The organism is Nocardioides thalensis (genome assembly GCF_013410655.1).
Taxonomy (GTDB): Bacteria; Actinomycetota; Actinomycetes; order Propionibacteriales; family Nocardioidaceae; genus Nocardioides; species Nocardioides thalensis.
In genome coordinates this window covers 3,393,738-3,411,694 of the sequence record NZ_JACCFP010000001.1, presented here as the reverse complement: position 1 = coordinate 3,411,694, position 17,957 = coordinate 3,393,738, and the positions used below count along the sequence as shown (strand labels likewise).

Genomic DNA, 17,957 nt, shown 5'->3' with positions numbered 1-17,957 from the left:
CAACGGTCGAGGAGGACGTGTGACGGACCAGACGGGGCAGACGCGGTATCGCGTGGCGGTGATCGGCGGCACCGGTCCGCAGGGCAAGGGCCTGGGCTACCGGTTCGCGAAGGGCGGCCACGACGTCGTCCTGGGGTCGCGGGCCGCTGAGAAGGCCGAGGCCGTCGCTGCGGAGGTGCGCGAGCGCCTGGACGGTACGGCGGCCGCGGGCAGCGTGACGGGACTGGCCAACGCCGACGCCGTCGAGGCGTGTGACGTGGTGCTGCTGGCGGTGCCCTACGACGGCCACGACGAGCTCGTCGCCTCCCTGCCGCTGGCCGGCAAGACCGTCATCTCGTGCGTGAACCCGCTCGCGTTCGACAAGCGCGGCGCCCACGGCCGCGTCGTCAACGGCGGCGAGGGCTCGGCGGCCGAGTCGGCCCAGGAGCTGGCGCCGGATGCGACCGTCGTCGGCGCGTTCCACAACGTCTCGGCGGTGCTGCTGTGGGGCGACGACGAGTTCCTCGACGAGGACGTCCTCGTCGTCGGCGACGTGGTGGAGGCCAAGCAGGTCGCCATGGACCTCGCCGCCTCGGTCACCGGCCGGGTCGGCATCGACGGCGGCAAGCTGCGCCTGGCGCGTCAGCTGGAGCCGTTCACCGCCGTGCTGATCTCGATCAACCGGAAGTACAAGACCCACGCGGGCCTCCGGATCACCGGGCTCGACGCGCCTCACTGACAGCAGCGCCGAGTCGGCAGAAAGTGGCGCCGCGAGGGCGGCGAGTCGGCAAAAGTTTGCCGGAAACTTCTGCCGACTCGGGCCTGCAGGTGTGACAACTTCTGCCGACTCGGCGTCGTACGGACGCGAACTTCTGCCGACTCGCGCTAACTGGCGAGGCCGTCGACGATCTCGGCGCCGGGCAGGGTCAGGAAGGCGTCGCCGGGGACGAGGAGCTTGGAGCGGCGCAGGCCCGAGCCGATGACGGCGACGTCGATGTCCGGCACCCGGGCGTCGACGAGGAGGCGCCACCCGGCGGGCAGCCCGGCGGGGGTGATGCCGCCGTACTCCATGCCCGACTCCTCGACCGCGCGGTCCATCGGGAGGAACGACGGCTTGCGCACGTCGAGCAGCCGCTTGACCGTGTGGTTGACGTCGGCGCGGGTGTCGGCGCGCACCAGGCAGGCGGCGACCCGCTCCTCGCCCTCCCGCTTGCCGGCGACGACGACGCAGTTGGCGCCGGCGGCCATCGGTACGTCGTAGGCCTCGCTCATCGCCGCGGTGTCGGCGAGGTCGGGGTCGATCTCGACGACCGCCACCCGGTCGGCGTCCGGCCACGCCTTCAGTCCGGCGAGGACGGGCGGCGCGACCAGGTCGGGGTGGTCGAGCACGGGCAGGGAGGTGAGTCCGGGGAGACTGACGAGGGTCACGACGTCAGTGTGCCGACCCGCGCCGCGTGAGGTTGCGCAGGGCGGTCGCGGCGAGCCCGACCGCGCCGGCGAAGATCCACGGGACGCCCATCACCCAACCCTTGTCATCGAGGTCGACGACGTCGGCGGCGACGACGAGGATCCACACGACCGTCAGCCCGAGGAACGCGACGCCCATCACCAGGTGGCCGACGTTGACGGAGTGGAAGCCCGACTCGGGGCGTGCCTCGGTGGTCTCGGAGGTCGCGGTGTCCGTGGTGCTCATCAGTTGCTCCCTGCGGTCTGGATGTCGATCTCGCCGACGTAGTTGGTGGCGTCGATGGTCAGCTCGGGGAGGTCGGTGCCGGGCCCGCCGTCGTGGACGCCGGTCAGCGAGTTGCCCGACTTGTCGCCGAACACCTTCGCCTCGCCCACGCCCTCGAGGTTGGCATCGACGTTCACCGTGAGTCCGTCCTCGGGCACGACGACCGCGAGCCGGCCGACATTGAGGTCGATGTCGATCGTGCGGCCGTCGAGGTTCTCGAGGTCCTCGATCTCGGTGAGGTCGAGCTCGATCTCGCCCAGGTCGAGGTGATAGCTGTCGGAGACCTCCGCCGCCGTGTCCGGCGTCGAGCGGATCTCTCCGGCGTCGTAGGAACTCGCGACCGACGTCGCGGCGGTCGCGACCGCTGCCACGAGGCCGAAGAAGATCAGTCCGCCTGCTCGGCCGTAGAACGCGCCGACGACGAGCATCAGGCCGATCGACGCCAGCACCACCGCCGGGTAGGTCGAGGGCAGTACGTCGGCGCCGGCCAGGTCGACGGTGCCGACGACGGCCACGGCGAGAGCCGCGAGGGCGAACGCGAAGCCGAACAGGATCGGCCCCTTCTTGCGCGGTGACCGCTGCCACGGCGGCTGCTGCGGCCCCGTGTAGGGCGCGCCCGTCGCGTCGTACGGGAGCGGCTCGCCGTCCTCGCCGACGAGCGGCGCGTTCTGCGGGGTGCCGTGCCAGCCGTGCATCCGGTGCGGGCCGTGCCAATGGCCGTGACCGGAGTACTTCATCGCGTGCTGGTGGATCTTCTGTCCCTTGCCGGTGGAGAGCAGCACCACCAGGACGATGCCAGCGACGGCGAGCGGCCACGGGAACTCCCAGCCGCCGAACGCGTCACCGACCAGCGAGAGCGCCGTCAGCACACCGACGATCGCGAGGGCGACGGTCCGGCTGCGGTCGTCGAGCCGGACCACCGAGTCGCCGGTGTCGTCGGGCACGAGGAGCCACGCGGCGCCGTACAGCAGGATCCCGCCGCCGCCGAAGAACACCAGCACGACGAGCGCGATGCGCACGACGATGGGGTCGATGTCGAGGTGGCGGGCGATGCCGCCCGCGACGCCCGCGATCTTGCGGTCGGTCGTGCTGCGGCGCAGGCGCGCCAGGTCGCGGAGCTCGTCACGGGAGGGGCGGGGGCCCTCGCCGGTGTACGGCGGAGGGGGCGCCTGCGTGCCCGTGGACCCGGTGTCGGAGGTGCCGCCCGGCGGCGGGGTGTCGTTCATGTGCTCCAGCCTGCTCGCCGTCGGGACCGTTCACCATCGGTGACGACCCTGAAACTACCCGCCCCGCACGCGGACGGGCTCAGGGTCGGGCCAGGGTCGTTCCCCCTGCTCCGCGCGGGCGTGCTGTGTGACGATGGAGGTGTCATGAGGAGCACTCCCACCGCGCCTGCGGGCACGCCGGCACCTCCGGCCGCTGCCCCGACGGGTGCTGCCCAGCCGGGCGCTGCCCAGCCGGGGGCCCCCGCCGCCGCGCCGACGGCCGGCGCCGCCCCCGGACCCCGGCGCGCCTACCGCGACCTCGACGGCCAGATCGTCGGCGGCGTGGCCTCCGGGCTCGCCGCCCACCTTGCCGTCCCCGTGCTCTGGGTGCGGATCGCGTTCATCGTGTCGGCCGTCCTCGGCGGCGCCGGCATCGCCTTCTACGCGGGACTGTGGGTGTTCCTCCCCGCCGGATCGCAGTTCGAGTCGGCCGCGCCCGGCATCGAGAGCGCGACCCGAGGTGGCCGACGCCCCGGCCGGATCCGCCGGCTCGGCGACATCGGGCCGGTGATGGCGCTCGGCGCCCTCGGCATCGGACTCGTCTTCGCGGCCGAGTCGGTCTTCGGCCAGGGCGCGCTGATCTGGCCGATCGCCATCGGCGTCGCGGGCGTCGCCCTCCTGTGGCGGCAGGCCGACGAGGCCCAGCGCGAGCGCTGGCTCGACGCGACCGGCCGGGTCGATCCGGCCCGGGTGGTGCTCGGCGACGGCGGCTGGGCGTCGTACTGCCGGATCGCCGCCGGCCTCGGGCTGATGGTGACGGCGCTCGTGCTGCTCGCGCTCCGCGGCGGCTCGTGGTCGCTGGCGCGCGACGTCACCATCGCCGTGATCCTCGGCATCGGCGGCATCGCCATCGTGGTGGGTCCCTGGATCTACCGGCTGACCACCGAGCTCGCCGACGAGCGGTCCGAGCGGGTGCGCACCCAGGAGCGCGCCGACGTGGCCGCCCACCTGCACGACTCCGTGCTGCAGACGCTCGCGCTGATCCAGAAGAGCCCGGCCGACGCCGTCCGCCTCGCGCGAGCGCAAGAGCGCGACCTGCGGTCGTGGCTCTTCGACGGCGACACCACCAACGACACGACGATCGCCGGGGCGCTTCGGGCGATGGCCGCCGAGGTCGAGGACCACTGGGGCGTGATGGTCGACGTCGTCGCCGTCGGCGACTGCGACCTCACCGAGACCCTGCGCCCGGCCGTCGCCGCCGCGCGCGAGGCCGTCACCAACGCCGCGAAGCACGCAGGCGTGCCGCGCGTCGACGTCTACGCCGAGGTCACGGCGGGCGCGGTCGACGTCTTCGTGCGCGACCGCGGCGCGGGGTTCGATCCCGACGCGACCCCGGAGGACCGGATGGGCGTCCGGGGCAGCATCATCGACCGCATGCAACGGCACGGCGGCACCGCCGAGATCCGGTCCGCGCCGGGTGACGGCACCGAGGTCAGGCTGCACCTGGCCCGCGACAAGGAGGAAGCGTGAGTGTGAAGGTGGTGGTCGTCGACGACCACGGGATGTTCCGGCGCGGCGTGATGGCCGAGCTCGCGGCCTCCGGCGCGGGCGTGGTCGACGTGGTCGGCGAGGCCGAGGACGTCGACACGGCGGTGTCAACGATCGCTTCCGCCGCTCCCGACGTCGTGCTGCTCGACGTCCACCTGCCCGGTGGTGGCGGCGTCGAGGTCATGCGACGCGGTGCGCCCGGCGCCGACACCCGCTACCTCGCGCTCTCGGTGTCCGACGCCGCCGAGGACGTCATCGGGACGATCCGGGGCGGTGCCCGCGGCTACGTCACCAAGACGATCACCGGCCCCGAGCTGGTCGACGCGATCACCCGGGTGTCCGAGGGCGACGCGGTGTTCTCGCCGCGCCTGGCGGGTTTCGTGCTCGACGCGTTCGCCGGGTCCATCGACGTGGCCGACGTCGACGAGGACCTCGACCGGCTCACCGAGCGGGAGCGCGAGGTGATGCGGCTGATCGCGCGCGGCTACTCCTATAAGGAGGTCGCCAAGGAGCTGTTCATCTCGATCAAGACGGTGGAGACGCACATGTCCTCTGTTTTGAGGAAGCTGCAGCTTTCGTCGCGGCATGAACTGACGCGTTGGGCCTCGGATCGCCGGTTGCTCTGATCTTGTTTGAGTCTCGCCGTACGTCGTCTGCGTCTCCGGCGGGTCGGCCCGGCCTCCCCGGCCCTCCGGGCTTGCTCGCTCCGCCGCGCTGCGGCGCTCTTGGGTTGCTCGCCGCTCGGGTCTGGGCGCCGGCGCGTCGTCGCGAAATCGCCCGGAGGGCCGGGAAGTCCGTTCCGACCCACCTGGGTTGGCGGCGGCGTACGGCGGGGCTCGTGGTTGCGGTTGCTGCTGCCTCGGTGACGCTTGCTGGTTGTTCGGGGGAGCCTGCGAGCGACTCCGCGGGGGGTCTGGGCGCGACGGCGACCGAGACGTCGGCCGAGGGCGGTGACTCCTCGTCGCCGACGCGGCGGTCGGAGCCGGCGCCCAGTGCGGAGCCGGAGGAGCCTGGGTGGGAGCTTGGGGCGACGCCGTTGCCGCTGCGGGCGGACGGGTTCGGGGTCATGCGGCCGACGCCGAAGGCGTTGCGGGACCGGCGGTTCCCCACGGTGGATGTGCTGCCGCCGCCTCGCGATGGGCGGTTCCGGGCGACGGTCGGGGTGGTGACGCAGGCGATCCGGCGGCGAATGGGGGAGACCTGGTCGCCGGAGTGCCCGGTCGCGCTGGGTGGGCTGCGCTACCTGACGATGAGCTTCCGGGGGTTCGACGGGGAGGCGCACACGGGGGAGTTGGTGGTCGCGGCGACCGAGGCGAGGGACGTGGTGTCGGTGTTCCGCGCGCTGTTCGAGGCCGACTTCCCGATCGAGGAGATGCGGTTGCCCACGACCGACGACCTCGAGGCGCACCCGACGGGAGACGGCAACAACACCGCGGGCCTCGTGTGCCGGGCCGCCAGGGGCACGACGAGCTGGTCGGCCCACGCCTACGGGCTGGCGATCGACGTCAACCCGTTCCAGAACCCCTACGAGAACGGCGATGTCGTGCTTCCTGAGCTCGCGTCGGCCTATCTCGACCGCTCCTGGGTGCGGCCCGGGATGGTGCTGGCCGGCTCGGTCGTGGTGCGCGAGTTCGCCCGGATCGGCTGGTCGTGGGGCGGGGCGTGGAGCTCGCTCAAGGACTACCAGCACTTCAGTGCCACTGGCAGATGAAGCCCTCCGGTGGTTGAGGTGCGAGGGAGCACGGCGCGAAGCGCCGAGGCCGCTCGCGGCCGAGCCTCGAAACCCCCCTAGAGTTCAGCCATGGACACCCTTCGGCTGATCCTGCTGATCCTCCACATCCTCGGCTTCGCGGCGTTGATCGGCGGGCTGCTTGCGCAGGCCGGCGCGGGGCGCGACGAGAAGGTCGTCAACGGCGCCATGCGCGACGGCGTCGGCACCGCGTTCCTCGCCGGCATCGGGCTGGTGGGTGTCCTCGAGGCGGGCGACGGCGACGTCAACCACGCCAAGATCGGCGTGAAGTTCGCCATCGGCCTGGTCCTGCTGGTGCTGGTCATGGCCAACACCCGCAAGGAGCGGATCCCGTTCGGGCTCTGGGTCGGCCTGCTGGTGCTCGCGGTCGCCGAGGTCTGCATCGCGGTCGCCTGGTCGCCCGTCCATTCCTGACCGGGCTGGACCGGGCCTGACCGAGTCCGCACCACCACCGCGCCGACGGATCCGTCGGCGCGGCGCCGTACGCTGGGACGAACATGAGTGCCTCTGAGACGACCCCGCCGCAGCTGCCCGGGTTCGAGCACCTCACCCCCGCCGAGGAGCCCCGCACCACGCGGCGCGGACCCTCCGCCGAGGAGCTGCTCGAGGGCCTCAACGGACCCCAGCGCGACGCGGTCGTGCACGCCGGCCCGCCGCTGCTCGTCGTCGCGGGCGCGGGCTCCGGCAAGACCCGGGTGCTCACCCGCCGGATCGCGTGGCTGATCTCCGAGCGGAAGGCCCACCCGGGCTCGATCCTGGCGATCACGTTCACCAACAAGGCCGCCGCCGAGATGAAGGAGCGGGTCACCGACCTGGTCGGCAACCGCGCCCGCATCATGTGGGTCTCCACGTTCCACTCCGCGTGCGTGCGCATCCTGCGCAAGGAGGCGGAGCACCTCGGCTACGAGCGGCTGAAGTCGAACTTCTCGATCTACGACGCGCAGGACCAGAAGCGGCTGATCACCCTGGTCTGCAACGATCTCGAGCTCGACCCGCGGCGGTTCCAGCCCGGCCCGGTGCTGCACTGGATCAGCAACCACAAGAACGAGCTGCGCGACCCCGACGAGGTCGCCGCCGACGTCCACAACAGCATCGAGCGCAGCTACGCGGCCGCCTACACGCTCTACCAGCGGCGGCTGCGCGAGGCCAACGCGCTCGACTTCGACGACCTGATCATGGAGACGGTGCGGCTGTTCCAGGCCAAGCCCGACATCCGCGAGACGTACCGGCGCCGCTTCCGCCACGTCCTCGTCGATGAGTACCAGGACACCAACCACGCGCAGTACTCCCTGATCCACCAGCTGTGCGGCCAGTCGCTCGAGGACACCTCGCTCGACGACAGCCCGTACGACGACGCGCGCCCCGGCGACGCCGTACCCCCCGCCGAGCTGATGGTCGTCGGCGACGCCGACCAGTCGATCTACGCGTTCCGCGGCGCCGACATCCGCAACATCCTCGACTTCGAGAACGACTTCCCCGACGCACGCACGATCCTGCTCGAGCAGAACTACCGCTCCACGCAGACGATCCTCACCGCCGCCAACGCCGTGATCGAGCGCAACCAGGGCCGCAAGCCCAAGCGGCTGTGGTCCGACGCCGGCGACGGGGAGAAGATCGTCGGCTACGTCGCCGACACCGAGCACGACGAGGCGCGGTTCGTCTCCGAGGAGATCGACAAGCTCACCGACAGCGGGCTGAAGGCCGGCGACGTCGCGGTCTTCTACCGCACCAACGCGCAGTCCCGCGTGTTCGAGGAGATCTTCATCCGCACCGGCATGCCCTACAAGGTCGTAGGCGGCGTGCGGTTCTACGAGCGGCGCGAGGTTCGCGACGCGCTCGCCTACCTGCGGATGCTGGTCAACCCCGACGACCAGGTCTCGCTGCGCCGCATCCTCAACACCCCCAAGCGCGGCATCGGCGACCGCGCCGTCGAGTGCGTCAACGACCTCGCCACCCGGGAGGGCATCACGTTCTGGGAGGCGCTCCAGCGCGCCGACGAAGCGCCCGGGCTCGCCACCCGGAGCCAGACCAACATCGAGGGCTTCGTCGCGATGGTCGCCGAGCTGCAGTCGATGGTCGAGGCGGGGGAGCGGCCCGACGTCGTGCTCGAGACCGTGCTCGACCGGTCCGGCTACTTGAAGTCGCTCGAGGAGTCCGACGACCCGCAGGACGAGACCCGGGTCGAGAACCTGGGAGAGCTCGTCGCCGTCGCCCGCGAGTTCGCCGAGGACCCCGTCGCCGCGCCGTCGGCCGACCCCGCCGACGTCGACGCGGGCCTGGTCGAGCCCGGGCTCGCCGACTTCCTCGAGCGGGTCGCGCTGGTGGCCGACTCCGACCAGATCCCCGACGCGCCGGAGGACGACCCCGACGCCCCGCCCGACCAGGGCGTGGTCACCCTGATGACGCTCCACACCGCCAAGGGCCTGGAGTTCCCGGTCGTCTTCCTCACCGGTCTAGAGGACGGCGTCTTCCCGCACTCCCGCTCGCTCGGCGACCGCCCCGAGCTGGAGGAGGAGCGCCGCCTCGCCTACGTCGGCATCACCCGCGCGCGGCAGCGGCTCTACGTCTCGCGCGCCGTGGTGCGCTCGGCGTGGGGTGCGCCGGCCCACAACCCCGCGTCCCGCTTCCTCGCGGAGCTGCCCATCGACCTCGTCGACTGGCGCCGCACCGAGGCGGACCAGGCCCGGTGGTCGCGGCCGACGTTCGCGTCCGAGGCCTACGGCGGCGACGGGTACGGCGAGGGCGGCAACCGCCTCGGTGCCCCGACCGCCGCCGGCCGCCGCAACTTCTCCAGCGCCGCGGCCCGCGCCGACGCGGCCTCGAAGGCCAAGAAGGCTCGCCCGATCCCCGTGCTCGAGCCCGGCGACCGGGTCACCCACGACACGTTCGGCCTCGGCACGGTGGTCTCCGTCGAGGGCCAGGCCGAGAAGTCGGTCGCCTCGATCGACTTCGGCACCGAGGGCGTCAAGCGGCTGCTGCTGCGGTATGCGCCGGTGGAGAAGCTCTGAGCGTTTGCGGGAGCGAGCGGGTGCCGTAGCGCCCGCCGTCGGCGTCAGGCGCTACGGCGTGACGCCGTGGGCGACGAGTGCCGCGTACGGGTCCACCGGGTCGCCGCCGCCGGGCCGCACCTCGAGGTGCAGGTGCGGGCCGGTGGTGTTGCCGGTCGAGCCGACGGTGCCGATGGGCTGGCCGCCGACGACGTTGTCGCCGACGGAGACGCCGATCGAGGTCTGGTGGCAGTACCAGATCTCGGTGCCGTCCTCGAGCGTCAGGACGGTCTTGTTGCCGTAGGCGCCGTCGTAGCCGGTGGAGGTGATGACGCCGTTCGCGATGGCGACGAGGGGCGTCCCGCTGGAGGCGCTGAAGTCGAGACCGGTGTGATAGCCGCTGGACCAGTAGCTGCCGGCCTGGCCGAACTCGGCGCTCAGGCTGTAGCCGCCGAGCGGCAGCACCCAGCGGTTGAGGGTGATCTCCTTGGCCTCCGCCTCGGCGGCCTCGGCGAGCTCGCCGAGCCGGTCGTTGCGCTGCTCGGCCTGGGCCGCGGCCTCCTCGACGAGCTCGGAGTCGTTCGCGTCGTCGAGAGCGTCGCGGTCGGAGTCGCGGCTCAGGACCGTGCGACCGAGCGCGTCATAGGTGCCGGATCCGAAGGCGCCGGTCTGCGCGTTGGGGACCGCCATCCGGGGCGTGTCGTTGCCGACGAGGTCGGGCCCCACCGAGGTCGTGACAGCGCCGGTGGCGGCGATGGCGAGCGTCGCGACCCCCGCGACGACCGGCACCGACGGCAGCAGCCGCAGCGGACCCTTGGGCTTGGTCGACGTCTTCTTGACCGCACGGCGCTTGCCCGGGACGGCGGGGCTCAGCGAGCCGCTCGACTCGGTGATCGCGGTCAGCTCGACCGTCACGGCCGGGAGCTCGGTGACGGTAGGTGCGGTCGCCTCGACCGAGGCGACGGACTCCCCGGCCACGACCGGCGGCGCGGCGACCGGCTCGGGTCGAGCGATGCGACGGCCGACGTAGCTCGAGGAGGAGGTTGCTTCGGAGGTGCTCGACCGGCGTCGCGTCGATGGACGCTCTGCGCGGTGGCTACCCATCCCTCAAAGCTCCCTGTTGTCCCTGGTCAGGTTCGGCGGTCCGGTTCGGTGGACGCGAGGTGGCGTCCCGGTGAATCGTGCGTGCCGACCTTAGATGATCGGGCACACGAGCCGAAATCTTAGGGGTATGAACTCAAGGTTGTCCCGTTCCTGCACAGGCGAGTTCCACGGTGCGGGACGGTCCAGCGACGCGTGTGACCCCTGTCATGTCGGGTCGGGGGCCCTCGTCGTACGCGGCGGTAGCGGACTAGGGTGCCCGAGGATGTGCGCCCGCCACCCTGCCGGCGCCCCACTCTCGATGAAGAGGACGTATCAGTGGACCTGATGGAGTACCAAGCGAAGCAGCTCTTCGCCAAGCATGGTGTGACCACCACCCTCGGCACGGTTGTGGAGACCGCCGAGGAGGCGCGTGCGGCTGCGGAGGAGTACGGCTTCTGTGTCGTCAAGGCGCAGGTGAAGGCCGGTGGCCGCGGCAAGGCCGGCGGTGTGAAGCTGGCCAAGACGCCCGACGAGGCGTTTGAGCACGCCAGCAACATCTTGGGGATGGAGATCAAGGGCCTCACGGTCAACCGGGTCCTGGTCACCCCGGCGACCCCGCCGGTCGAGGAGTACTACTTCTCGTTCCTGCTGGACCGGTCGAACCGCCAGTACCTGTGCATCGCCTCGGTGGAGGGTGGTGTGGAGATCGAGGAGGTCGCCAAGACCAACCCGGATGCGGTGAAGAAGATCGCGATCGACCCCGGCCAGGGTGTGGATGCCGCGAAGGCCCGTGAGATCGCTGCTGAGGCGAGGTTCCCCGAGCCGGTCTTCGAGCAGGCGGTGGAGATGATCGAGAAGCTCTACACCGTGTTCGTCGAGGAGGACGCCACGCTGGTGGAGGTCAACCCGCTGGCGCGGCTGGAGGGCGACAAGCTGGAGGCGCTGGACGGCAAGGTCTCGCTCGATGACAACGCCTCGGAGGTGCGGCACCCCGATCATGAGGAGTTCGTGATCCGGGAGGAGGCCGACCCGCTGGAGGCGAAGGCGAAGGACCTGAACCTCAACTACGTCAAGCTCGACGGGCAGGTCGGGATCATCGGCAACGGCGCGGGCCTGGTGATGAGCACCCTGGACGTGGTCGCCTACGCCGGCGAGGCGCATGGCGGGGTGAAGCCCGCGAACTTCCTCGACATCGGCGGCGGCGCGAACGCCACGGTGATGGCCAACGGCCTGGATGTGATCCTGAACGACCCGGCCGTGAAGAGCGTGTTCGTCAACGTCTTCGGTGGCATCACCGCGTGTGATGAGGTCGCCAACGGCATCAAGGGTGCCCTGGAGATCCTCGGCGACGCCGCGACCAAGCCGCTGGTGGTGCGCCTGGACGGCAACAACGTCGAGCAGGGCCGGGCGATCCTCGATGAGCTGAACCACCCGCTCGTCACGCAGGTCGACACCATGGACGGCGCGGCCGACAAGGCCGCCGAGCTCGCCCACGCGAACGCCTGAGAAGGGGACGAGAATGTCTATCTACTTGAACAAGGACAGCAAGATCATCGTCCAGGGCATCACCGGCGGGATGGGTGCCAAGCACACCGCCCTGATGCTCGACTCCGGAGCGCAGATCGTCGGTGGTGTCAACGCCCGCAAGGCCGGCACGACCGTGTCCCACAAGAACGCCGACGGTGCGGATGTGGAGCTGCCGGTGTTCGGCACCGTGGCCGAGGCCATGAAGGAGACCGGCGCGGACGTGTCGGTGCTGTTCGTGCCGCCGGCGTTCACCAAGGACGCGGCCATCGAGGCCATCGACGCGCAGATGCCGCTGATCGTGGTGATCACCGAGGGCGTCCCGGTCCAAGACACCGCCGAGGTGTGGTCCTACCTCCAGGGCAAGTCCACCCGGATGATCGGCCCCAACTGCCCCGGGATCATCACCCCCGGTGAGTCGCTGGCCGGCATCACGCCGCACACGATCACCGGCTCCGGCCCGGTCGGGCTGGTGTCGAAGTCCGGGACCCTGACGTATCAGATGATGTATGAGCTGAAGGACTTCGGGTTCTCCACCGCCATCGGCATCGGCGGTGACCCGATCGTGGGCACCACCCACATCGACGCCCTCCAGGCCTTCGAGGACGACCCGGAGACCAAGGTCATCGTGATGATCGGTGAGATCGGCGGGGACGCCGAGGAACGCGCCGCGGAGTACATCAAGGCCAACATCACCAAGCCCGTCGTCGGCTACGTCGCCGGGTTCACCGCCCCCGAGGGCAAGACCATGGGCCACGCCGGCGCCATCGTCTCCGGCTCCGCCGGCACCGCCGCCGCCAAGCAGGAAGCCCTCGAAGCCGTCGGCGTCAAGGTCGGCAAGACCCCCTCAGCCACCGCCGCCCTGGCGCGGGAGATCCTCCAGAGCCTCTGAGGTTCAGGCTGTACGACGACGGCCGCCACCCGCGAGGGTGGCGGCCTTCGTCATCTCGTACGTCGGCTCAGCAGCCGTCGGCGGTGAAGATGCACATCTCCGGTGCGACCGCCCCGACAGCTCTGGCGAGGTTCGGCAGGGCGCCGGTGATGGTCTCGGGCGAGTACTCCCCGCTCTCCGCGACCGCGAGGATCGCGTTGCCGACCCGGACCACCGAGTACGCGGTGCCGTACGGCGGGCCGTCCAGGCCGCCCAGGTAGGAGAACGTGATCTCGTCGTAGCCGGTCCGCGGCCGGTAGACGTCCCAGACCCGCTCGTCATTGCTCTCGTAGGCGGTGTCGCGCTCGCAGCCGTCCAGCTGAGCCCGCAGCGCATTCATCTCGTCGATCGCGTCCTGCACGGTCGGATAGGCGGTGATCCGGCGCTGGTGCGAGCCCTCCCCCTCGTAGACCTCGCGGTAGCCGAGGTGGCTGAGCTCGATCACCCGCGGGATCGCTGCGATGTCCTCGCCGCAGACAGTGGTCGAGAAGACACCGACCTCCGAGCGGTCGGGCCCGTAGACCTCCACTGAACCGGTCGCACCGGATCCAGCAGCGAGCCGGAAGCTCGCCGGCACCTCCGTCGTACCCGCCGGTGCGCCCAGGTCCGGTCCCTCGGACGCGTCCGGGTCGACCGCACCGTCGTCCATGTTCTCCTGGATGCTCGGGAGCGCGGCGATCACCTCGCTCGCCTCGTCGAGCAGCCGGTCGATCGTCGCCTGGCTGTCGCCGTCGGGGCGGCCGGCGTGGCCGCCGTGGTTGAGGACCAGGACCGACGTGGCGTCCCGGACCACCACTGTGGTCTCGCCCATCGAACCGGCGACGCCGCCGTCGCGCTCCAGGATCGCCCAGGCCTCGTCGCCCGCGTCGACCGGGAGCACCTCCGTCTCCGTGCGGCTGCCGCTCTCGTCCTCGGGGCCCAGGGGGCAGTCCTGGAACGGGCCGATCAGCTCCTCGACCGCGGCGCCGGCGACATCGCCGTCGGCGTAGACGGTCAGCTGGCGCTGGCGGAAGTCCTCGACGCTCTCCCAGGTCGCGCGGAGCCGGTCGATGTGGTCGAGGTCGGTCACGTTGACGCCGCACGGCGTGTCGAACACCAGCGTCTCGAGGTCGCGGCTGGGACCGATCAGCCCGCGGCCCTCCGCCTCGGCGCTGTCCGGCCAGCCCGCCGCGAGCGGGAACCCGTCCGGGATGACGCCCATCTCGGCGTTGTCGCCTTCAGGCACCACCAGGCCCGCGACCAGCAGCTCGGCCACCGTCGGCAGCATCTCCTGCATGGGCTGGGGGAAGAAGTCCTGCGCGCCGATCCCCATCGTCAGGACGGCGATCCGGGTGCCGATCTGCACGACGCCGGTGTGCATGACGAGGGCGTAGCCGCCGCCGTCCGGGTCCTGCACGTTCCCGAGCTGGGACGTGTAGAGCGCGAAGTAGTCGAGCTCGGGCGGCCCGCTCTCGAGCGGAACCTCCTCCAGGTACTGGTAGTCGGGGTAGGTCTCCGCTGCCGGTGCGCAGTCGGCAAGGCTCTCGAAGATCCTGGTGGCGGCGTTGTTGGCCGCCTCCTCGTCGCTGAACTCGGCGGCCGTCTGCCGGAGCCAGCGCTCGGCGAGGTAGGTCTCGTCGTCCGAGGTCGTGCTCTCGAACGACCAGGTCCGGTTGATGACGCCAGCAGCGCCCTGCTCGGTCAGCGACCGTTCCGCGCACGGGTGGAACGCGTCCTGGCCATCCCCGGAGTAGGTGTCGGCGGTGTGCCACGAGCCGAACTCGTCGTAGGTCGTCTGGTCGTCGGACAGCAGGTTCGCTTCGGACAGCCCGGCGTCCGGGTCCATCGTGACGAGGAGCCGCTCGGCCGCGACGGGGAGGATCCCCTCGAGCACCCACGGCTCCGCGGCCGTCCGACCGCCCAGGTCGAGGTCGGTCACCATCGCCAGCCGGTCGCCCGCGACGACGGTGCCGCTCTCGAGGTGCCACCTCTGGTCGTCGCGGGCGTCGTACGCCGAGCCCGGCGACGCAGACGGAGGACCGTACTGGCCCTGCCAGATGCTCGCCTCGACGCCGGGGATCTCGACCTGCCGCACGCCCTTGTCGTCGATGTCGTCGGCACCGAGGGAGTCGGCGTCGCACTCCTCGTGCCAGTCCCGGATGACGCCGGCAGCCTCGCGCGCCGCGGCGGCGCTCGGGAACTGGGCGATCGTCTCGTTCAGGTGGTGATCGGCGGCCCCGTCGCCGCCCTCGCTCGCAGAGAAGAAGTAGTCGCGCTGGAACACCGTGGTCGCGCCGAGGTCCTCGAGCGACGAGGGCTGGCACGGGCTCGCCAAGGGCTGGCCGTCGCCGCGCCGGGCAGAGCCGTAGCCGACCACGATGCCCTCGGGCGCCGGGATGTCGGTGGGGACCATCAGGTTGGCCTCGGTGATCGGGTCCGACGGCGTCACCGAGGCGGTGTCGCTCACGGTCGGGTTCGGGGCGGGCTCCGGCGGTTCACCACCGGGCGAGCCGATGACGGCGACGACGGGTACGGCGACCGCGACGACCGCTGCCGTGGCGGCACCGGCGATGAGCCCCTGCCGGCGCCGGCGGATCTGGTCGCCGCGCGCGCGGACCTCGGCCGCGGACTTCGGCATGGTGCCTCCTTCGAAGGAGGACCCGAACTCGGTGAGTCGGTCGAGCGGGTCAGACATGGGAGAGCCCTCCGTCCTGCAGACCGCCGGGCTCGTCGCTCAGCAACGCGGCGAGGGCGGTGCGGCCGCGGCTGAGCCGGGCCTTGATGGTTCCTTCGGGGACGCCGACCTCGGCGGCCACCTGGTGGACCGGGAGGTCGGCGATGTGGTGGAGCACCAGCGCCTGGCGCTGTGCCTCCGGGAGCTTCTTGAGCGCGGCCACGAGGGCGACGTGCGACTCGTCGACAGCGGGCATCTCGGTCGCGGCGCCCACGGCCCGGTCACCCGGGCGGGACGCGGTCTTGCGGCGCCGCCAGCGGCTCACGGCCAGCCGGTAGGCGGTGGTGCGGACCCACGCCTCGGGATACTCGGTCTTCTCGAGTTTGCGGCGGTGGGCCCAGGCGCGGGCGAAGGCCTCCTGCACGCACTCGGTGGCCTCGTCGTAGTCGCCGATCATGGCGTAGACCTGACCCGTCACCCGGCGGAACGACGCTGTGTAGAGATGGTCGAACTCGTCGGCTTCCATGGCCCGCCTCCTTCCCCTGCCCGAGACCCGGGACCCCGTGCACCGCACCCGTCGTGGGTGCTGTCGGGAGGGATACGCGGCAGCACGCCCTTCGGTTGCGTCGACAGTGGCAGAGAAACGCCGGGGAGGGGCGGATCCGCCGGGCGGGTCAGCCCCGCTTGTAGGCCGGCAGCTCCGGCAGCCGCTCCAGGGCGCGCCGCACGAGCGCCTCGAACGACGCCGCCGGCATCTCCGCCTCGGGCGCGGCGACGTACGAGAGGAGCGACAGCGAGCCGCCCTGGCGGATGATCGCGACGTCGTACTCGACGACCTGGTCGTCGGGGAGCCGCGTGGTCAGGTGCCACGCGGAGACGTTCTGGTCCTTCTCGTCCCAGCCGGCGATCGGGCGTACGTCGGTGCCGGCGCCGGTGTCCTCGTCCGGGCAGCTGGTGACCTGGTCGCGCACCAGGGCGACCAGCTCCTCTGCGGCTGCCGGCGGGAGCGAGGCGACCATCTGGGTGAGGCCCACCTCGTCGGGCAGGTCGCTCTCCGGCAGCACCCAGTCGCGGATCAGGTTGTTGCGGAACTCCTTGCCGCGGAACGCCCCGGCGAAGGCGACCGAGCTGCACCCGATCACCCCGGTGGTGGCGTTGCCGGGCGTGATCTGGCGCGCCTCCGGCGCCACCCAACGGGCCGGGTCGGCGCCGACCGGCGGCAGGTCGATCTCGGACAGCATCGCCGGGACCGAGCCGGTGGGGTACGGCGCCGCCGGCTCGACCCGGGCGGGGCTCGCGGCGCAGCCGCCCCCGTCGGGCAGCGCGCAGAGCCGGCTGACGGCGGTCCCGAGCAGCTCGGCCATGCCCTCCAGGTCGGCCGTGCCGGGTGCCACCTCGGTCTCCAGGGTCAGGGCAGTGGTGAACAGCCCGGTGCGGGCGAGGCCGATGAGGTAGGTGGTGTCGGTCGGCACCTCGCGGAAGAGGAACAGCGCCGAGTCGTCGCCGGTGCCCGGGCTGGTGGACGTGCTGAAGAGCTGGGTCTGCGGCACCGTGCAACCGGCGAACCACCGGCGTGCGTTGAGGTAGGCCCGCCGCGCCGCCGTCGGGGACGCCGACGCCTCGGCGCTCTGGGTCAGGGTGCGCGTCGCCTCGCCCTGCGGGCCGTCGCGGAACACGCGCACCCACGCCGCCACGCCGTTGCGGTCGGCGTACCGCTCCTCGGCGTCCTGGCAGAAGTGCACGACGGGGCTGCCGGTCGAGTTGTCGTCGGTGCGGGTCTCGCGCCAGCCGCCGCCGGCGAGGCCGCCACGCACCACGTCGGCCGGGAGCAGGCTGGTGTCGGGCAGGCTCAGCTCGGCGCCCGGGGCCATCGGGGTCGACGACGGCGACGGGAGCGGCTCGCGGGCGAGGGTGGGACGGACGCCGGCGGAGTCAGTCACGGCGACGCCGGCGCCGACCAGCACCGCGGCGGCCGCCACGGCGCCGACGACGGTGTGGGCGCGGCGTCGGGCCGCTCCGGCGCGCCGGATGATCGTCACCCGGGGCCAGGTGACCTTCGCGGTGGCATTCCCGAGCTCGGCGAACAGCATCGGGATCCCGGCGGCCGGGATCCCGCGTCGGGTGGAGAACGCCGACGCGCCGAGCTGCAGCTCACGCTCGGCCGCCTCCAGCGGCAGCCCCAGCTCACGCGCCATCTCGGTCATCGACACGGCGGCGAGCTGGGTCAGCACCAGCGCCTTCCGCTGCACGACGGGCAGCGTCGCCAGCGCGTCGAGGGTGGCCTTCGCCTCGGGGTCGAGGCCCTTCTCCTTGTGCCACGGCCGCGCGGTCGCCCGGCGGCTCGCGTTGCGCCATGTCTGCGGTCGTACGGCGGACTCGGCGTCGTCGAGGCGGGCCAGCTTGCGCCAGTGGTGCCACGCGACCACGAACGCGTCGCGGACCGCGCTGCGCGACGCGCCCAGGTCGCCCGTCATCGCGTAGGCCTGGAGGAGCAGCCGGTCGCGGGAGTCGCGGTAGAACGCGTCGAAGGAGGCTTCGCGGTCGTTCATGGCCGGTCCACTGTAT

Annotated in this window: 15 protein-coding genes; 8 read left to right on the top strand and 7 right to left on the bottom strand. The window is 71.8% G+C overall.

The annotated features are described in order from the left end of the window. Window positions 1–19 precede the first annotated feature (19 nt). Window positions 20–718 (top strand): NADPH-dependent F420 reductase, encoded by a 699-nt coding sequence (gene npdG / locus HNR19_RS16610; protein ID WP_179668946.1) that lies wholly within the window; start codon window positions 20–22, stop codon window positions 716–718. A gap of 146 nt (window positions 719–864) precedes the next feature. Here npdG and HNR19_RS16605 read toward each other — a convergent pair whose 3' ends face one another. The 3 genes from HNR19_RS16605 to HNR19_RS16595 are packed head-to-tail and all read right to left on the bottom strand — an operon-like array spanning window position 865 to window position 2,937. Continuing rightward, window positions 865–1,407, bottom strand: a complete 543-nt coding sequence (locus tag HNR19_RS16605) for a YbaK/EbsC family protein (protein ID WP_179668945.1) — start codon at window positions 1,405–1,407, stop codon at window positions 865–867. Between the two features lie 4 nt (window positions 1,408–1,411). After that, a complete protein-coding gene (locus tag HNR19_RS16600) occupies window positions 1,412–1,672 on the bottom strand; it encodes a hypothetical protein (RefSeq protein WP_179668944.1) in 261 nt (86 codons plus the stop codon). Beyond that, a complete protein-coding gene (locus tag HNR19_RS16595) occupies window positions 1,672–2,937 on the bottom strand; it encodes a PspC domain-containing protein (RefSeq protein ID WP_179668943.1) in 1,266 nt (421 codons plus the stop codon). The genes HNR19_RS16600 and HNR19_RS16595 overlap by 1 nt, the downstream gene beginning before the upstream one ends. 144 nt (window positions 2,938–3,081) lie before the next feature. On the opposite strand from HNR19_RS16595, the gene HNR19_RS16590 reads away from it, so the two are divergent. The 5 genes from HNR19_RS16590 to pcrA all read left to right on the top strand — a co-directional run bounded on the left by HNR19_RS16590 (window position 3,082) and on the right by pcrA (window position 9,222). Next, a complete protein-coding gene (locus HNR19_RS16590) occupies window positions 3,082–4,446 on the top strand; it encodes an ATP-binding protein (protein WP_179668942.1) in 1,365 nt (454 codons plus the stop codon). Then, complete coding sequence (locus HNR19_RS16585; RefSeq protein ID WP_179668941.1) at window positions 4,443–5,090, top strand: LuxR C-terminal-related transcriptional regulator; 648 nt, start codon at window positions 4,443–4,445, stop codon at window positions 5,088–5,090. The genes HNR19_RS16590 and HNR19_RS16585 overlap by 4 nt, the downstream gene beginning before the upstream one ends. A gap of 539 nt (window positions 5,091–5,629) precedes the next feature. Continuing rightward, a complete protein-coding gene (locus HNR19_RS23610) occupies window positions 5,630–6,175 on the top strand; it encodes a M15 family metallopeptidase (RefSeq protein ID WP_218910289.1) in 546 nt (181 codons plus the stop codon). 90 nt (window positions 6,176–6,265) lie between these two features. Next, the gene (locus HNR19_RS16575; protein ID WP_179668939.1) at window positions 6,266–6,628 is read left to right on the top strand and encodes a hypothetical protein; all 363 of its coding nucleotides are present in this window, start codon (window positions 6,266–6,268) and stop codon (window positions 6,626–6,628) included. Between the two features lie 83 nt (window positions 6,629–6,711). Beyond that, a complete protein-coding gene (pcrA, locus tag HNR19_RS16570) occupies window positions 6,712–9,222 on the top strand; it encodes a DNA helicase PcrA (protein WP_179668938.1) in 2,511 nt (836 codons plus the stop codon). A gap of 51 nt (window positions 9,223–9,273) precedes the next feature. On the opposite strand, the gene HNR19_RS16565 is transcribed toward pcrA, so the two are convergent. Next, a complete protein-coding gene (locus HNR19_RS16565; protein WP_179668937.1) occupies window positions 9,274–10,305 on the bottom strand; it encodes a M23 family metallopeptidase in 1,032 nt (343 codons plus the stop codon). Window positions 10,306–10,620: 315 nt separating this feature from the next. On the opposite strand from HNR19_RS16565, the gene sucC reads away from it, so the two are divergent. Both sucC and sucD read left to right on the top strand, forming a co-directional pair. Further along, entirely contained in the window at window positions 10,621–11,790 is a 1,170-nt protein-coding gene (gene sucC / locus HNR19_RS16560; RefSeq protein ID WP_179668936.1) for an ADP-forming succinate--CoA ligase subunit beta, read from the top strand. Between the two features lie 13 nt (window positions 11,791–11,803). Beyond that, window positions 11,804–12,700 (top strand): succinate--CoA ligase subunit alpha, encoded by an 897-nt coding sequence (sucD, locus tag HNR19_RS16555; RefSeq protein WP_179668935.1) that lies wholly within the window; start codon window positions 11,804–11,806, stop codon window positions 12,698–12,700. A gap of 67 nt (window positions 12,701–12,767) precedes the next feature. On the opposite strand, the gene HNR19_RS16550 is transcribed toward sucD, so the two are convergent. The 3 genes from HNR19_RS16550 to HNR19_RS16540 all read right to left on the bottom strand — a co-directional run bounded on the left by HNR19_RS16550 (window position 12,768) and on the right by HNR19_RS16540 (window position 17,941). Then, window positions 12,768–15,413: a hypothetical protein gene (locus HNR19_RS16550; protein ID WP_179668934.1), complete on the bottom strand. Its 2,646-nt coding sequence runs from the start codon at window positions 15,411–15,413 to the stop codon at window positions 12,768–12,770. Then, window positions 15,406–15,918: an RNA polymerase sigma factor gene (locus HNR19_RS16545; protein ID WP_179668933.1), complete on the bottom strand. Its 513-nt coding sequence runs from the start codon at window positions 15,916–15,918 to the stop codon at window positions 15,406–15,408. Before HNR19_RS16545 ends, HNR19_RS16550 begins: the two co-directional genes overlap by 8 nt. Before the next feature lie 148 nt (window positions 15,919–16,066). Beyond that, the gene (locus HNR19_RS16540) at window positions 16,067–17,941 is read right to left on the bottom strand and encodes a SigE family RNA polymerase sigma factor (RefSeq protein ID WP_179668932.1); all 1,875 of its coding nucleotides are present in this window, start codon (window positions 17,939–17,941) and stop codon (window positions 16,067–16,069) included. Window positions 17,942–17,957 lie beyond the last annotated feature (16 nt).

Coding starts and splice junctions, on each gene's coding strand:
- pcrA (WP_179668938.1), top strand. CDS start 6,712: ATGAGTGCCTCTGAGACGACCCCGCCGCAGCTGCCCGGGTTCGAGCAC.
- sucD (WP_179668935.1), top strand. CDS start 11,804: ATGTCTATCTACTTGAACAAGGACAGCAAGATCATCGTCCAGGGCATC.
- HNR19_RS16590 (WP_179668942.1), top strand. CDS start 3,082: ATGAGGAGCACTCCCACCGCGCCTGCGGGCACGCCGGCACCTCCGGCC.
- HNR19_RS16575 (WP_179668939.1), top strand. CDS start 6,266: ATGGACACCCTTCGGCTGATCCTGCTGATCCTCCACATCCTCGGCTTC.
- HNR19_RS16540 (WP_179668932.1), bottom strand. CDS start 17,941: ATGAACGACCGCGAAGCCTCCTTCGACGCGTTCTACCGCGACTCCCGC.
- HNR19_RS16600 (WP_179668944.1), bottom strand. CDS start 1,672: ATGAGCACCACGGACACCGCGACCTCCGAGACCACCGAGGCACGCCCC.
- HNR19_RS16565 (WP_179668937.1), bottom strand. CDS start 10,305: ATGGGTAGCCACCGCGCAGAGCGTCCATCGACGCGACGCCGGTCGAGC.
- HNR19_RS16545 (WP_179668933.1), bottom strand. CDS start 15,918: ATGGAAGCCGACGAGTTCGACCATCTCTACACAGCGTCGTTCCGCCGG.
- HNR19_RS16550 (WP_179668934.1), bottom strand. CDS start 15,413: ATGTCTGACCCGCTCGACCGACTCACCGAGTTCGGGTCCTCCTTCGAA.
- HNR19_RS16595 (WP_179668943.1), bottom strand. CDS start 2,937: ATGAACGACACCCCGCCGCCGGGCGGCACCTCCGACACCGGGTCCACG.